14 protein-coding genes are annotated in these 14,912 nt (G+C 71.3%); 11 read left to right on the top strand and 3 right to left on the bottom strand.

From position 1 onward, the window contains the following. Window positions 1-48: 48 nt before the first annotated feature. Entirely contained in the window at window positions 49-1,176 is a 1,128-nt protein-coding gene (gene serC / locus KBX26_RS06705; RefSeq protein ID WP_210864962.1) for a phosphoserine transaminase, read from the bottom strand. 195 nt (window positions 1,177-1,371) lie between these two features. Further along, window positions 1,372-2,478 (bottom strand): citrate synthase 2, encoded by a 1,107-nt coding sequence (locus KBX26_RS06700; protein WP_030329620.1) that lies wholly within the window; start codon window positions 2,476-2,478, stop codon window positions 1,372-1,374. Between the two features lie 279 nt (window positions 2,479-2,757). On the opposite strand from KBX26_RS06700, the gene pdxH reads away from it, so the two are divergent. From pdxH to KBX26_RS06665, 7 genes are all read left to right on the top strand, one after another. Beyond that, on the top strand, window positions 2,758-3,387 hold the full coding sequence (gene pdxH / locus KBX26_RS06695; protein ID WP_051708239.1) for a pyridoxamine 5'-phosphate oxidase: 630 nt from the start codon (window positions 2,758-2,760) through the stop codon (window positions 3,385-3,387). After that, the gene (locus tag KBX26_RS06690) at window positions 3,384-4,682 is read left to right on the top strand and encodes an MFS transporter (RefSeq protein WP_030329617.1); all 1,299 of its coding nucleotides are present in this window, start codon (window positions 3,384-3,386) and stop codon (window positions 4,680-4,682) included. The genes pdxH and KBX26_RS06690 overlap by 4 nt, the downstream gene beginning before the upstream one ends. Window positions 4,683-4,700: 18 nt before the next feature. Next, on the top strand, window positions 4,701-5,630 hold the full coding sequence (locus KBX26_RS06685; RefSeq protein ID WP_030329616.1) for an aldose 1-epimerase family protein: 930 nt from the start codon (window positions 4,701-4,703) through the stop codon (window positions 5,628-5,630). Then, window positions 5,630-6,232 carry a nitroreductase family protein gene (locus KBX26_RS06680; protein ID WP_030329614.1) on the top strand — a complete coding sequence of 201 codons (603 nt, stop codon included), beginning with the start codon at window positions 5,630-5,632 and terminating at the stop codon, window positions 6,230-6,232. Before KBX26_RS06685 ends, KBX26_RS06680 begins: the two co-directional genes overlap by 1 nt. Window positions 6,233-6,419: 187 nt before the next feature. After that, entirely contained in the window at window positions 6,420-6,725 is a 306-nt protein-coding gene (locus KBX26_RS06675) for a type II toxin-antitoxin system VapB family antitoxin (protein ID WP_030329612.1), read from the top strand. A 35-nt stretch (window positions 6,726-6,760) separates the two neighbouring features. Next, window positions 6,761-7,924, top strand: coding sequence for an acyl-CoA dehydrogenase family protein (locus KBX26_RS06670; protein ID WP_030329610.1), 1,164 nt, complete (start codon window positions 6,761-6,763; stop codon window positions 7,922-7,924). A 99-nt stretch (window positions 7,925-8,023) separates the two neighbouring features. Further along, window positions 8,024-8,848 carry a DUF4230 domain-containing protein gene (locus KBX26_RS06665; protein WP_210864961.1) on the top strand — a complete coding sequence of 275 codons (825 nt, stop codon included), beginning with the start codon at window positions 8,024-8,026 and terminating at the stop codon, window positions 8,846-8,848. 249 nt (window positions 8,849-9,097) lie between these two features. Here the strand turns inward: KBX26_RS06665 and KBX26_RS06660 are convergent, their stop codons facing one another. Then, complete coding sequence (locus tag KBX26_RS06660; protein WP_030329606.1) at window positions 9,098-9,307, bottom strand: PspC domain-containing protein; 210 nt, start codon at window positions 9,305-9,307, stop codon at window positions 9,098-9,100. Window positions 9,308-9,839: 532 nt separating this feature from the next. Here KBX26_RS06660 and KBX26_RS06655 point away from each other — a divergent pair. The 4 genes from KBX26_RS06655 (at window position 9,840) to KBX26_RS06640 (ending at window position 14,908) form a co-directional block, all read left to right on the top strand. Next, window positions 9,840-11,210, top strand: coding sequence for an L-serine ammonia-lyase (locus KBX26_RS06655; protein ID WP_210864960.1), 1,371 nt, complete (start codon window positions 9,840-9,842; stop codon window positions 11,208-11,210). A 71-nt stretch (window positions 11,211-11,281) separates the two neighbouring features. Continuing rightward, on the top strand, window positions 11,282-12,109 hold the full coding sequence (locus KBX26_RS06650; RefSeq protein WP_030329602.1) for an ABC transporter permease: 828 nt from the start codon (window positions 11,282-11,284) through the stop codon (window positions 12,107-12,109). Window position 12,110: 1 nt separating this feature from the next. Beyond that, window positions 12,111-12,857, top strand: coding sequence for an ABC transporter ATP-binding protein (locus tag KBX26_RS06645; protein ID WP_030329600.1), 747 nt, complete (start codon window positions 12,111-12,113; stop codon window positions 12,855-12,857). Then, window positions 12,854-14,908, top strand: coding sequence for a DUF5941 domain-containing protein (locus KBX26_RS06640; RefSeq protein WP_030329597.1), 2,055 nt, complete (start codon window positions 12,854-12,856; stop codon window positions 14,906-14,908). Before KBX26_RS06645 ends, KBX26_RS06640 begins: the two co-directional genes overlap by 4 nt. Window positions 14,909-14,912: the final 4 nt, after the last annotated feature.

Genomic DNA, 14,912 nt, shown 5'->3' with positions numbered 1-14,912 from the left:
ACGTTCGGTGTCCGTGGAGGCCTCCACGGACACCGAACGTGACGAACCTCAGAGTCGCTCGACCACGTAGTCGATGGACGCGGTCAGCGCCTCGACATCGGCCGGCTCGACGGCCGGGAACAGCGCCACCCGCAGCTGGTTACGACCGAGCTTGCGGTAGGGCTCAGTGTCCACGATGCCGTTGGCGCGCAGCGCCTTGGCGATCGCCGTGGCGTCCACCTCGTCGGCGAAGTCGATGGTGGCGACCACGTTGGAGCGCAACGACGGGTCGGTGACGAACGGGGTGGCCACGCTGGACCGCTCAGCCCAGCCGTAGACCGCGGCGGCGCTCTCGGCGGTGCGCTTTGCCGCCCAGGCCAGACCGCCCTGCGCGTTCATCCAGTCGGTCTGCTCGGCGGCCAGGAAGATGGTGGCCAGCGCCGGGGTGTTGTAGGTCTGCTCCAGCCGCGAGTTGTCGATCGCGGTGACCAGATCGAGGAAGGCCGGGATGTAGCGCCCGGACGCCTTGATCTCGGCGGCCCGGTCCAGTGCGGCCGGGGACATCAGAGCCAGCCAGAGCCCGCCGTCGGAGCCGAAGCACTTCTGCGGAGCGAAGTAGTAGACGTCGGTCTCGCCGACGTTGACGTCCAGGCCACCCGCGCCGGAGGTCGCGTCGACAAGCAGCAGCGCGCCCTCGTCCGCCCCGGCCACCCGGCTGATCGGAACCGCCACACCGGTCGAGGTCTCGTTCTGCGGCGTCGCGTACGCGTCCACGCCGGACTCGGCGACCAGGGTCGGGGCGCTGCCCGCGTCGGCCTTGCGGACCGTCGGCTCACCCAGGAACGGGGCTTCCTTGACCGACTTGGCGAACTTGGCGCCGAACTCGCCGAAGCTGGCGAACTGGGCCCGGTCGCGGATCAGGCCGAAGGTGGCGACCTCCCAGAACGCGGTGGTGCCACCGTTGCCGATCACCACCTCGTAGCCCTCGGGCAGCGAGAAGAACTCGGCGATGCCGGAGCGCAGCCGGGCCACCTGGTCACGGACCGTCTTCTGCCGGTGCGAAGTGCCGAGGTAGGTGGTCGCGACCTCGGCGAGAGCGGACACCGCCGCCGGGCGGACCTTGGACGGGCCGCAGCCGAAACGTCCGTCGGCGGGCTTGATCTCATCGGGAATCCGGATGATCGGTGCGTCAGCCACGGTCTTGAAGATCCTTCCGCAAGGGCGAGGGCGGGCCGGCGACACTGCCGGCCCCCATCCTCGCACCCGGACCCATCGGTGGAAGCCGAGCCCCCGAGGGCAGGTCTGAGGCCTTCGCCACAGTTGGCGCCGGCAGCCACCGAAAAGGGCCCCGCCCCGACGCCCGGCGTCGAGGAAGGGCCCCTTTCGTACCGGTCAGACGCCGTGCGGAATGGCCGCCCAGCCCTCGACGTCGGACGGCTTGCGGGTCTCCGGGCCGACGTAGCGGGCGGACGGGCGGACCAGCCGCTGCAGCCGCTTCTGCTCCAGGATGTGCGCGCTCCAGCCGCCCATCCGGGCGCAGGTGAACATCGAGGTGAACATGTGCGCCGGCACCTCGGCGAAGTCCAGCACCACCGCCGACCAGAACTCGACGTTGGTGGCCAGCACCCGGTCCGGGCGGCGGGCCTGAAGCTCGGCCAGGGCGGCCTTCTCCAGCGCCTCGGCGATCTCGAAGCGCGGCGCGCCCAGCTCCTTGGCGGTGCGCCGGAGCACCCGGGCGCGCGGGTCCTCCGCGCGGTAGACGCGGTGGCCGAAGCCCATCAACCGCTCGCCGCGGTCCAGGACACCCTTGACGTAACCCTCCGCGTCGCCGCTGCGCTCGACCGCCTCCAGCATGCTGAGCACCCGGGACGGGGCACCGCCGTGCAGCGGGCCGGAGAGGGCGCCGATGCCCGACGAGATGCAGGCCGCCGCGTCCGCCCCGGTGGAGGCGACGATGCGAGCGGTGAAGGTGGACGCGTTCAGGCCGTGCTCGGCGGCCGAGATGAAGTACGCGTCGACGGCCTTGACGTGCCGGGGGTCGGGCTCGCCGCGCCAGCGCTTCATGAACCGCTCGACGATGGTCTGCGCCTTGTCGATCTCCTTCTGCGGCACGGCCGGCAGGCCGAGGCCGCGAGCAGACTGGGCGACGAAGGAGAGCGCTGTCACCGAGACCCGGGCGAGATCCTCACGGGCCTGCTCGTCGGAGATGTCCAGCAGTTGGTTGAGACCCCAGTACGGGGCCAGCATGGCGACTGCGGACTGCACGTCGACGCGGATGTCACCGGAGTGCACCGGCACCGGGAACGGTTCCGCCGGCGGCAGGCCCGGCCCGAACCGGCCGTCGACCAGCAGTGCCCAGACGTTGCCGAACGACACCTGGCCGATCAGATCCTCGATGTCGACCCCGCGATAGCGCAGCGCGCCGCCCTCACGGTCAGGTTCGGCGATCTCGGTCTCGAAGGCGACGACGCCCTCCAGCCCGGGTTTGAAATCGGCCATGTCGCTCTCCTGGATCTGGTCGGTGCGCCCGAACAGCTCATCCGGCCCGATCGGCCGGGCGCCTTAGGCGACCCTCAGGGATGTGTTCGGAACATCTTGCCTGCTGAGTAAGGGATACGCGACCCGCTGCGACTGTGCTGCACGCGACATCCCCGGACGCGCATTCTCCGCCTGGCTCAGTGAGACTGGGCAGGGCGGGCTGGTCAGCGCGGGAGGGTGCTGGCGGGGCCCCCGAGAAGGAGTGGGGACGTGACGGGTGACACACCCGCCCCGGCCGCGATGCGTAACGAGTACGCCGCGGACCTGGGCCTGACCGAGGCTGACCTGGCCGCCGACTGGCACACCCAGTTCGACAGCTGGTTCGCCGACGCGGTGGCCTTCGGGCTGCCCGAACCGAACGCCATGGTGGTGGGCACCGCCGACCCGGCCGGCCGGCCGAGCGGGCGGACGGTGTTGTTGAAGGGGTACGACCCGGAGGGCTTCGTCTTCTTCACCAACCACCTGTCGCGCAAGGGCGTCGAGGCGACCGCGAACCCGTACGCCAGCCTGGTCTTTCCGTGGTTTCCCATGCAGCGTCAGGTGGTGGTCGCCGGGCGGGTGACGCCCGTCGACCGCGCGACGAGCGAGGCGTACTTCGCCAGCCGGCCGCGCGGCTCCCAACTGGGCGCCTGGGCCAGCCCTCAGTCGCAGGTCGTGTCGGGCCGGGCGGCGCTGGAGCAGCGGTACCAGGAGGTGGCCGAACGCTTCGCCGGCCAGGCCGACATCCCGACCCCGTCGCACTGGGGCGGGCTGCGGGTGCAACCCGAGTCGGTGGAGTTCTGGCAGGGTCGGGCCAGCCGGCTGCACGACCGGCTCCGTTTCCGTCGCCGGGACGAGGGTGCCTGGATCGTCGAGCGGTTGGCGCCGTGACGGGAGTGCAGGAGACCCGGCCGCGCGCCGCGCGCCGCTGGGCGATCGACGTGCGTCCGCTGCGGGTCCCGGCGTACCGGCGGCTCTGGCTCGGCAACACCGTGGCGATGTTCGGCTTCCAGTTCACCGCCGTCGCGGTGCCGGTGGAGATGTACGCCCTGACCCGGGACTCGTTCTGGGTGGGCCTGCTGGGGATTGCCGCCTTCGTACCGTTGCTGGTCTTCGGGCTCTGGGGCGGCGCGGTCGCCGACGCCCGCGACCGGCGTGCGGTGCTGCTCGGTGGCTCATTGTTGCTTTGGGCATCCACCCTCGGTCTGTTGCTCCAGGCGGTGCTGGACGTCGGCAGCCCGGTGCTGCTGCTGGCGTTGATGGCGGTGCAGTCGGTGGCCTTCGCGATCAGCTCGCCGGCCCGCAGCGCCATGCTGCCCCGGCTGGTGCCGGACGACCTGGTGGCGTCCGCCACCACGCTGAACTACACGACCTTCACCGCCGCCTCGGTCGCCGGCCCGCTCGCCGCCGGTCTCATCCTCTCCGCCTCGCCGGACACCACTGTGGTGCTGCCGATCGCGTACGGGTTGGACGCGGTGCTGTTCACCGCGATGCTCTGGGCGGCGCTGCGGCTGCCGTCGCTGCCGCCCGAGCCCACCGCCGACGGCCAGGCCCGAAAGGCCGGCCTGGCCAGCGTCATCGACGGGTTCCGCTACCTGGCCACCACCCCGGTCCTGCTGTTGTCCTTCGCGGTGGACCTGATCGCGATGATCCTCGCCATGCCGCGGGCTCTCTTTCCGGAGATCGCGCACGAGCGGTTCGGCGGCGGTGGCTCGGTCGGCCTGCTCTACAGCGCCATCGCGATCGGCTCGATGATCGGTGGGCTGACCTCCGGCTGGATCGGCCGGCTCCGCCGGCAGGGGCTCGGCCTGGTGCTCGCGGTGGTCGGCTGGGGCCTGGCGATCGCCGCGGCGGGGTTGGCCCACCAGCTCTGGCTGATGGTCGTGCTGCTCGCCGTGGCCGGCGCCGCCGACCTGATCAGCGCGGTGCTGCGTCAGTCCATGTTGCTGGTCTACGCGCCGGACCGGATGCGCGGCCGACTCCAGGGCGTCAACACGGTGGTGGTGGCCGGTGGGCCACGCCTGGGCGACCTGCGGGCCGGCACCATGGCTGCCGGGTTCGGCGGCGGGGTGGCCTGGGTGGCCGGTGGGCTCGCCTCCGCGGTGCTCGTGGTGGTGCTCGCTGTCGCGTTCCCGGTGCTGCTGCGTTACCGGGCGGCGACGGCGTCAAGCGGCGACCGGGCCTGACCGGTTACTGTCGCCGGCATGGAAAGCCCCGATCAGCGCCCGTTCTCCGGCGCCCAGTGGACCATCTCCGCCGCCGGCCACGAGGCCGTCATCGTGGAGGTGGGCGGTGGGCTCCGGACGTACCGGCACGACGGCGTGGACGTGGTCGACGGGTACCGGACCGACGAGGTCTGCCCGGGTTGCACCGGGCAGGTGCTGGCCCCCTGGCCGAACCGGATCCGCGATGGCCGCTACTCGTTCGGCGAGCGGACGCACCAGCTCGCACTGACCGAGCCGGAGCGGCACGTGGCCATCCACGGGCTGGTCAACTGGGTGCCGTGGCAGTTGCTGGAGCAGTCCGCGGACGCCGTGACGGTCGGCTACCACCTGCCGCCGCAGCTCGGCTACCCGTGGCCGCTGCGGCTGCGCAGCCGGTGGAGCGTCGACGCGGACGGGCTGCGCGCCGAGCACGAGGTGACCAACATCGGCGGGGAGTTGGCGCCGTTCGGTTTCTCCGTGCACCCGTACCTGCAACTGCCCGGCGTCGCGGTGGACGACCTGGTGCTGCGGCTGCCCACCCGCAGCCGGGTGCTGGTGGACGGCCGGCTGCTGCCGGTGGGGGTGACCCCGGTGGCCGGCACCGAGTACGACTGGACCAGCCCCCGCCGGATCGGCGCCGCCGTCCTGGACTCCTGCTTCGGTGACGTGATCCGCGACGCCGACGGCGGTTCGTCGGTGAGCCTCTCCGCGCCGGACGGCGCGACCGGTGTGAGCATTTGGGCGGATGCCGAGTTCGGCTGGTGGCAGGTGTTCACCGGGGACGCCCTCACCGGTGAGCGGCAGCGCCGCTCGGTGGCGGTCGAGCCGATGACCTGCCCACCGGACGCGTTCCGGTCGGGCAAGGATCTGCTCACCCTCAAGCCCGGCACGACCTGGCGAGGTGCCTGGGGCATCCGCCCCGGCGCCTGATGGAGTTCGCCGAGGTCGTCCGCCGTCGGCGGATGGTGCGCAACTACGACCCGGACCGCCCGGTCCCGCCCGACGTGGTGGACCGGCTGCTCGACCACGCGGTCCGCGCGCCGTCGGCCGGCTTCGCCCAGGGCTGGGGTTTCCTGGTGCTGGAGGAGCCGGTCGACCGGGACCGGTTCTGGGCTGCCACCACCCCCGACGGGGGTGGGCGTCAGCGGTGGCTCGCCGGCATGCGCCGCGCACCGCTGATCGTGGTGCCGCACGCCAACGAGTCGGCCTACCTGCGGCGGTACGCGGAGCCGGACAAGGGCTGGACGGATCAGTCCCCGGACCGGTGGCCGGTGCCGTACTGGCACGTGGACGCCGGCTTCGCCGCGTTGCTGATGCTGCTGACCGCGGTGGACGAGGGGCTGGGGGCGTGCTTCTTCGGCATTCCGCCGCAGCGGCTCGGCACCTACCGGGACGCGTTCGGCGTGCCGGCGGAGTACCAGCCCATCGGTGCCGTCACAATCGGTTACCGGGCCGCTGACCATCGGTCACCGTCGTTGCGTCGGGGGCGTCGTCCGATGGACGAGGTTGTGCGGCGCGGCCGGTGGAACTGAGGCGGACGTCCCGTTCGTCCGGTTGAGGATCGGACGAGCGATAGCGAAACTGACATCAGGGAGCAGAACGCAGCGTGCGCTGGGCGGCTAGGCTGGCACGGTCATCGGTGCCGCGCCGCGCGGTGCCCGCCGCGGCCCGGCTCGGCGCCGTCGGTCGGCCCGGCCACGGGGAGGGGAGCGTGCCGTCGTGATCTTCAGAGCGGTCCGGGACGGGCGTCCCTATCCGGAGCACAACCTGACGCTCAAGCAGTGGGCGGAGATCCCGCCGCGGCCACTGCGCCTGGATCAGATGATCACCACCAAGCGCGAGTTGGCGCTGGACAAGCTCCTCGCCGAGGACTCCACCTTCTACGGTGACCTCTTCCCGCACGTGGTGCAGTGGAACGGTGGGCTCTACCTGGAGGACGGGCTGCACCGGGCGCTGCGCGCCGCCCTCCAGCAGCGCAACCAGATCCACGCCCGGGTGCTGGTGCTCTCCGAGCCGATCGAGTGAGCGGTCCGGCCTGAAGCTTCGTTAGGGTGGCGTCCATGACCGCTCCGCTGGACCTGCTCGACCTGGACCCGTCGCTCAGCGAGGAGGAGCGGCAGGTCCGTGACGTCGTCCGCCAACTCGTCGACGACCGGGTGCGGCCCCACGTCGCCGAGTGGTACGAGGACGGCCGGGTGCCCGCCCGGGAGCTGGCCCGCGAGTTCGGCAAGCTCGGCCTGCTCGGCATGCACCTGACCGGCTACGGCTGCGCCGGCACCTCAGCGGTCGCCTACGGGCTCGCCTGCCAGGAGCTGGAAGCCGGTGACTCCGGCGTCCGCTCGCTGGTCTCGGTGCAGGGATCGCTCGCCATGTACGCCATCTGGCGCTACGGCAGCGAGGAGCAGAAGCAACGCTGGCTGCCGTCGATGGCCACCGGTGAGGCGATCGGGTGCTTCGGCCTGACCGAGCCGGACCACGGTTCCGACCCCGCCTCGATGGCCACCCGGGCCCGCCGCGACGGCGACGACTGGGTGCTCACCGGCGGAAAGATGTGGATCACCAACGCCCCGATCGCGGACGTCGCGGTGATCTGGGCCCGCACCGACGAGGGCGTACGGGGTTTCGCCGTACCAATGGACACGCCCGGCGTCACGGCCCGGGAGATTCACCGCAAGATGTCGCTGCGCGCGTCGGTGACCGGCGAGATCGTGCTCGACGACGTCCGGCTCCCGGCCGACGCCCGACTGCCCGAGGCGGTCGGCCTCAAGGCGCCGCTGAGCTGCCTCACCGAGGCCCGCTACGGCATCGTCTGGGGTTCCGTCGGCGCGGCCCGCGACTGCCTGGAAACCACACTGGCGTACGCCACCACCCGCACCCAGTTCGGTCGCCCACTGGCCGGGTTCCAGCTCACCCAGGCGAAGCTCGCCGACATGGCCGTCGAGTTGGTGAAGGGGCAACTGCTCGCGCTGCACCTGGGCCGGCTCGCCGACGCCCGGCGGCTGCGGCCCGAGCAGGTCAGCGTGGGCAAACTGAACAACGTACGGGAGGCGCTGGCCATCGCCCGGCAGTGCCGCACCATCCTCGGCGCCAACGGCGTCTCCGGCGAGTACCCGGTGATGCGGCACGCCAACAACCTGGAGAGCGTGCTGACCTACGAGGGCACCTCGGAAATCCACCAACTGGTCATCGGACAGCGGCTCACCGGGCTCTCCGCATTCGCCTGACCTGCTCCTTTGTCGCTTCCTGGCGCTCGCCGCGCGACTGTCGTAACGGGGCCGTACCGTCATTGACAGACGACGTGTCTGACGAGGACGGTGAGCGTGATGGCCCGCGACGCTGGCAGCAACGAGCCCACGAGGGAGTTCCCCGGTTACCCGACCGGTGACGATCTCAAGGTGCGGTCGACCGCTACACCCGAGTGGACCACCGACACTCCGGAGGGCGCCGGCGACCCCGCCGACCCGGCTGGCCCCGGTGGCCCGACGACCGGTGGCACCGGCGGGGGTGGTGGGGCGGCCCGAGGTCTGCTCCTGCTGCTCGGCGCCGCCGCGCTGGCCGTGATCGTGCTGCTCGGCATTCAGGCGACCGGCATCCTGCCCGAGTTCCGCAACCCGTTCGCCAAGGAGCAGACCGACCGCAGCCAGCCACCACTGCTCAAGTCGATCCAGGACCTCAGCCGCTACGTGGCCGCCGAGGGCAACTTCCAGGTCGTGGTCGACACCCAGAACGACCGGCGCAACGTTCCGGACTTCCTGCTCAACGAGCGCACCCTGTTCGTCGGCGCCGGCAGCGTCGAGGCGTACGTCGACTTCACCAAGATCGGTGACGGGGCCATCGTCCAGTCCGCCGACGGCAAGTCCGTCGAGATCAAGTTGCCGGCGCCGCAGCTCGGCGAGACCAACCTCGACATGGAGAAGAGCTACGTCTTCGCCGAGCAGCGCGGTCTGCTCAACCGACTCGGTGACCTGGTCGGCAACGACCCCAACCGGCAGCAGCAGGTCTACCAGCTCGCCGAGGAGCGGATCACCGCCGCCGCCCGGGACAGCGGGCTCTCCGCCCGCGCCGAGGAGAACACCCGCAAGATGCTGGAGGGGCTGCTCCGCTCCCTCGGCTACCAGCAGATCACTGTCACCTACGTGGCGCCCTGACCTCCTCCTCCCCCCCCCGTACGCCGAAGCGCCCGCACCGACTTCCGTCGGAGCGGGCGCTTCTCGGCTGGTGCCCGGTGGCTCACGGCCCGGCTGCTGCTGACGGCCCGGCTGACGCTGACGGCCCGGTTTCGTGCCCGCCGCCGGTGGCTCCCTCGCGGCCGGCGTGGCAGCGGTGGGGGCAATCTTGGACAGTTTCCGTCAGCACGTGACGGAAACTGTCCAAGATCTGGTCTTACCGGGGAGGGGTCAGTGGCCGGTGGAGGCGAGGTAGCGGTCCTCGTTCGGCATCAGCACCCACAGGATCAGGTAGACGATCACCTGCGTGCCGGGCAGCAGCAAGGACAGCAGGAACAGCAGCCGGACCATCCCGGCGGACATGCCGAACCGTCGACCGAGGCCAGCACAGACACCGGCGAGCATGCGCCCCTCACGGGGCCGGACCAGTTTGCGACTCATCGTCGTACTCCCACTCTGCGGCGGTGCGCCGCGTCTGCAATCCACGGTAGAAGGGGATGACCAGCTCGCCCTCGGTCCCGAGGTGGAGTGGCAACCAGTGGACCCGTAGGTGCATTACCCGGGCAGACCCCCGCTGACGCCTCCCCGAACGTCCGCCACCACCTGTCTCCGCCGGGCCGCCTCGCAAGATCGCACTCGATCCTGGTTGTGGTGGCCTCGGACCGGGCGGATGCCACTAAACCCTGGATCGAGCACGATCTTGCGAGGCGAGGCGAGGCGAGGCGAGACGGGGCCGGGCGAGGGCGAGGCGGCGAGACGGGGCCGGGCGAGGGCGGGGGCGGGGGACGGTCGTGGGGTGTTCACGTCCCGGACCGGGTGGGCGGTGACCTGGGCGGGTAGGCTGGCTGATCGGCCTTCCACACCCCGGAAGGCCGGCACCCATACCCCGGACGGTCACCATCGGGGCCGCCAGACCGGTGGTCACGACCCGCCCGGGTCCCGTACGCCGGGACGACGGCGAGGAAGTGCAGCCATGATCAGTGTTTTCGACCTCTTCAGTGTCGGTATCGGGCCGTCCAGCTCGCACACGGTGGGGCCGATGCGGGCCGCGCGTACGTTCGTCGGCGGGTTGAAGGCCGACGGGTTGCTCACTGACACGGCGCGGGTGCAGGCCGAGTTGTTCGGTTCGTTGGGTGCCACCGGGCACGGCCACGGCAGTGACCGGGCGGTGCTGCTCGGGTTGGCCGGTGAGTCGCCGGAGACTGTCGACACGGACACCGTCGGTCCTCGGGTCGAACGGATCCGCGCCGAGCGGCGGATCAACATCCTCGACGTGCACGAGATCGCCTTCGACCCGGATCGGGACCTGACGCTGCACCGCCGTCGGTCGCTGCCGTACCACCCGAACGGGATGACCTTCGTGGCGTACGACGGTGCCGGTGCGGAGCTGCGCAGCCGCACCTACTACTCCGTCGGGGGCGGTTTCGTGGTCGACGAGGAGGCGGCCGGCGCGGACCGGATCAAGCCGGACAGCACAGTGGTGCGGTACCCGTTCCTGACCGGGGCGCAGCTGCTCGACGTCACCACCCGCACCGGTCTGTCGATCAGCGAGGTGATGTTGGCCAACGAGCGTTCCTGGCGCAGCGAGGCGGACATCCGGGCCGGTCTGCTGGAGATCTGGCGGGTGATGCGGGAGTGCGTGCAGCGCGGCTGCGAGCGGGACGGCGTACTCCCTGGGGGGTTGAAGGTTCGGCGGCGCGCGGCGGAGCTGCGGCGCGGCCTGGAGGCGGAGGCCGGGACGGTCGACCCGCTGCACGCGATGGACTGGGTGACGCTGTTCGCGCTCGCTGTCAACGAGGAGAACGCGGCGGGCGGCCGGGTGGTCACCGCGCCGACCAACGGCGCGGCCGGGATCATTCCGGCGGTGCTGCACTACTACACCCGGTTCGTGCCGGGTGCCGATGAGGAGGGTGTGCTGCGGTTCCTGCTGACGGCGGGCGCGATCGGTGTGCTGTTCAAGGAGAACGCGTCGATCTCGGGTGCCGAGGTGGGTTGCCAGGGTGAGGTCGGTTCGGCGTGTTCGATGGCGGCGGCCGGGTTGGCCGAGGCGCTCGGTGGCACCCCGGAGCAGGTGGAGAACGCGGCCGAGATCGGGATGGAGCACAACCTCGGGTTGACCTGTGACCCGGTGGGTGGCCTGGTGCAGATCCCCTGCATCGAGCGGAACGCGGTGGCTAGCATCAAGGCGATCACGGCCGCCCGGCTGGCGCTGCGCGGCGACGGTGTGCACAAGGTGTCGCTGGACAAGGTCATCAAGACCATGCGGGAGACGGGCGCCGACATGAAGGTCAAGTACAAGGAGACGGCGCGGGGCGGTCTGGCCGTCAACGTGATCGAGTGCTGAGTCCGGTCGATTCGGGGCAATCGTTCACCGACTGCTAACCTGTCGTCCGTTTCAGGAGGCGGGAGGCGGCGGTGACCTCTGGCGTCGCGGCGTTGTGGTCGCACCGCAACTCGCTGCGCATCCTGGTCAGGCGGGATCTGGCGGTCAAGTACCAGCAGTCGGTGCTGGGCTACTTCTGGTCGTTGATCGAGCCGCTCGGCATGGGCGCCATCTACTGGTTCGTCTTCGGGGTGCTCTACTCCCGCGACACCGGTCGGCACCTCGGTGAGGCGGCCGGGTCGTACCCGTTGTTCCTGATCACCGGCATCTTCGCCTGGATGTGGACCAGTTCGGCGCTGAGCGAGGCGACGAACGCGCTGACCGGCCAGTCCCGGCTGATCACCACGATGAACGTGCCGCGTCAGGTCTTCCCGATCGGCCGGGTCACCGGCCGGTTCGCCGAGTACGCGGCCGGCCTGCCGATCCTGGTCGCGATCGCGGTGATCTACGCGGCGCACGGTCGGATCCACCCCGGTTGGTCGCTGCTGTCCCTGCCGCTGGCGGTGGCCGTGCAGGCCGTCCTGCTGACCGGGCTGGCCCTGCTGCTGTCCGCCTGGAACGTGCTGATGCGCGACGTGGAGCGGCTGATGCGTCTGATCATCCGGGTGCTCTTCTACGCCACGCCGATCATCTACCCGCTCAGCCTGGTCCGGGAGTCCGGTCTGCCGGGCTGGTTGAAGGTGGTGTACGAGCTGAACCCGCTGGTGGGGATCTTCCAGCTGCACCACGCGATCTGGTACCCGGACGAGTTCCCGGACGCCCGTCTGCTCGCCACCACTGTCGTCGGCAGCCTGCTGGTGCTGGTCGCCGGTTGGTGGTCGTTCCGCCGGTTGGAGCCCGCCGTGCTCAAGGAGCTGTGACGTGGCCACGCCGATCATCGAGGCGGACGGCCTGGGCATCCGGTTCGTCCGCAACCGCCGCCGTCAACTGCGGCTGCGGGAGCTGTTCATCCACCGCGGCGCGCGTGGTGCGCTGCCCGGCCAGTTCTGGCCGCTGCGGGACGTGTCGTTCACCGTGGAGCCCGGCGAGACCGTCGGGGTGATCGGGCGCAACGGCACCGGCAAGAGCACCCTGCTGCGGCTGATCGCCGGGGTGCTCATTCCGGACGAGGGCGACATCCGGGTGCACGGCGCGGTGGCGCCGCTGCTGGAGTTGTCAGCCGGTTTCTCCAACGACCTGACCGGCCGGGAGAACCTGCACCTGGTCGGTGGGCTGCACGGCCTGTCGACGGGCTACCTGAAGCGGCACTTCGACGAGATCGTCGAGTTCGCCGGTGAGCAGGTGGAACGGGCCATCGACACGTCGGTGCGGCACTACTCGTCGGGGATGAAGGTGCGGCTGGGCTTCGCGATCATCTCGCACCTGCCGCACCCGATCCTGCTGATGGACGAGGTGACCGCGGTCGGGGACGCGGAGTTCCGCAAGAAGTGTTACGCGACGATTGATCGTCTGCTCGGGGAGGGGCGCACGCTGGTGCTGGTGTCACACAACGAAAAGGACCTGACCCGGTTCTGCCGTCGGGGGTTGTACCTCGACGCGGGCCGGTTGACGCTCGACGGCACCATCGCCGAGGCGCTCGACGCGTACCACGCCGCGGTCCCGCGGTGACGCTCGCGATCGTGCTCGCCGCCGGACCATCCGCGGCGGGCCTGACCACGGCGACCGGTGAGCCGCTGGCCGACCGACTGGCCGCCCAGTTGCGCCGGGCCGGGGCGGACGAGGTGCGCTTCGCCGCCACCCTCGACGAGCTGACCGACCTGGTCGCCACCGCGACCGCCCCGGTGCTGATCACCGGAACGGACCTGGTCGCGCACACCGCCGTCCTGCGGCACCTGGCCACCAGCCCGGTGGGGCCGACTGTGGCGCTGGTGCTCGGCGACCCGCCGGTGCCCGGTCGGACCGCCGTCCGGGAGGAGCGCGGCCAGGTGGTCGACGCCGGCGCGTTGGACGCCCTCGACGGGGACGCCACCGGCGTGTTCGGCGGTGCGCTGCGGGTCGGCGTGGACGACCTGCCGACCCTCGCGGCCGCCGCCCGGGCCGCCGCGTCCGGAATGCTCCCCGTCGCCGCCCCGATCGGTCCGGTCGGCGACGTGGCTCCGCTGCCGACGACCGCCGGGGCCGGCGGGTCGGCCGCGGCCGGTGCCCCCGGGCCCGCCGTGGACCGGCTCTTCGCGGGCCTCGCGGCGCTCGGCACCCTGATCTTCGCCCAGCGGGTACGCCTGCTCGTCGCGCACCGGGTCGAGGACACGGCCGGGCTGGCCGTTGCCGAGGCGGCGGTGACCGCTGTCGACGAGGACCGGGCCGAGCTGCGGTTGTCGGTGAAGGAGAAGGACGACTTCTTCTCCACCTACTTCGTCAGCACCTGGTCGCCGTACCTGGTCCGGCTGTCGGCGCGGCTCCGGCTCACCCCGACCGGGGTGACGGTGATCTCGGTGCTCTTCGCGCTGGCGGCGGCGGTACTGTTCGGGGTCGGTGGGCGACCCGCGCTGGTCGGTGGCGCGGTGCTGCTCTATCTCGGCTTCGTACTGGACTGCGTGGACGGCCAACTGGCCCGCTACACCCGGCACTTCAGCGCCTGGGGCGGCTGGCTGGACACGATGGCGGACCGGGCCAAGGAGTACGTGGTCTACGCCGGTCTGGGCTTCGGGGTGAGCCACGCCGGGCTGGGTAACGGCTGGGCGCTCGCGATCGCCGCGATGACGTTGCAGACCGTCCGGCACATGACCGACACCTGGTACGGGGTGCTGCACGACGAGGCGGCCCGTCGGCCGCGTACGGCGACGAACGCCAGCGGCGGGATCGGTGACCGGCTCAACGCGGCGTCGACCCGGGTGCAGGCGGACACCGGTTCGCTGTCGTACTGGCTGAAGCGGACCGTGGTCTTCCCGATCGGTGAGCGGTGGGCGCTGATCGCGCTGACCGTGGCGCTGTTCAACCCGCTGGTCAGCCTGATCGCCGTGCTGGTCTGGGGGGTGCTGGCGTTCGCGTACACCGGTGCGCTGCGGACGCTGCGGGCCCGCTGGATGTGGGTGCCGGTGCTGGACACTGTCGACGCCACCCTGCACCGCGACGACGGCCCGTTGGCCCGCTGGTTGCCGGTGCTGCGCCCGATGGGGCCGCTGACCCTGGCGGTGATCGCCGCGCTCGGCCCGGCGGTGCTGCTGGTCGGGGCGCTGCTGAACGACGCGCCCGATCAGCTCCGGTGGGCGGTGCCGGTCGCGCTGCTGGTGCTGCTGGTCGGCGGCCTGGGCGCCGGGGCGGCGCACAACGGTCCGCTGGACTGGCTGGTCCCGGCGGCGTTGCGGGCCGCCGAGTACCTGTTCGCGATCGCCGTCGGCGTGGTCGGCGGGGTGCCCGGCTGGCTGATCTTCGGGTACGTCTTCGTGCTCACCGTGCACCACTATGACCTGACCGCCCGGCTGGAGAAGCGGCAGGCGGCACCGCCGCTGCACGCGGCGACGCTGGGTTGGGAGGGACGTTCGGTGCTGGTGGCGCTCGCGGCGATCGTCGGTATTGCGGGTGTCGGACTGGCTACACTCGGTGCGTACCTTCTCGTGGTTTTCGTGGTGAGCGTCGTCCTGGCCTGGTTCGTGCGACCGGCCCGTAGCGCGCGGGCGTCGGTCGCGCCCGCGGGCGTTGGAGGTGCCGCGCCGCGCTGACGGA

This window comes from Micromonospora sp. C97 (assembly GCF_018070385.1).
Classification (GTDB): Bacteria; Actinomycetota; Actinomycetes; order Mycobacteriales; family Micromonosporaceae; genus Micromonospora; species Micromonospora parva.
The sequence above is the reverse complement of the archived record's forward strand: the minus strand, read 5'-3'. Positions and strand labels throughout refer to the sequence as shown.

Bases quoted from the DNA above. Each gene is read 5' to 3' on its own strand.
- KBX26_RS06700 (WP_030329620.1), bottom strand. From the start codon at position 2,478: ATGGCCGATTTCAAACCCGGGCTGGAGGGCGTCGTCGCCTTCGAGACC.
- pdxH (WP_051708239.1), top strand. From the start codon at position 2,758: ATGCGTAACGAGTACGCCGCGGACCTGGGCCTGACCGAGGCTGACCTG.
- KBX26_RS06685 (WP_030329616.1), top strand. From the start codon at position 4,701: ATGGAAAGCCCCGATCAGCGCCCGTTCTCCGGCGCCCAGTGGACCATC.
- KBX26_RS06680 (WP_030329614.1), top strand. From the start codon at position 5,630: ATGGAGTTCGCCGAGGTCGTCCGCCGTCGGCGGATGGTGCGCAACTAC.
- KBX26_RS06670 (WP_030329610.1), top strand. From the start codon at position 6,761: ATGACCGCTCCGCTGGACCTGCTCGACCTGGACCCGTCGCTCAGCGAG.
- KBX26_RS06665 (WP_210864961.1), top strand. From the start codon at position 8,024: ATGGCCCGCGACGCTGGCAGCAACGAGCCCACGAGGGAGTTCCCCGGT.
- KBX26_RS06660 (WP_030329606.1), bottom strand. From the start codon at position 9,307: ATGAGTCGCAAACTGGTCCGGCCCCGTGAGGGGCGCATGCTCGCCGGT.
- KBX26_RS06655 (WP_210864960.1), top strand. From the start codon at position 9,840: ATGATCAGTGTTTTCGACCTCTTCAGTGTCGGTATCGGGCCGTCCAGC.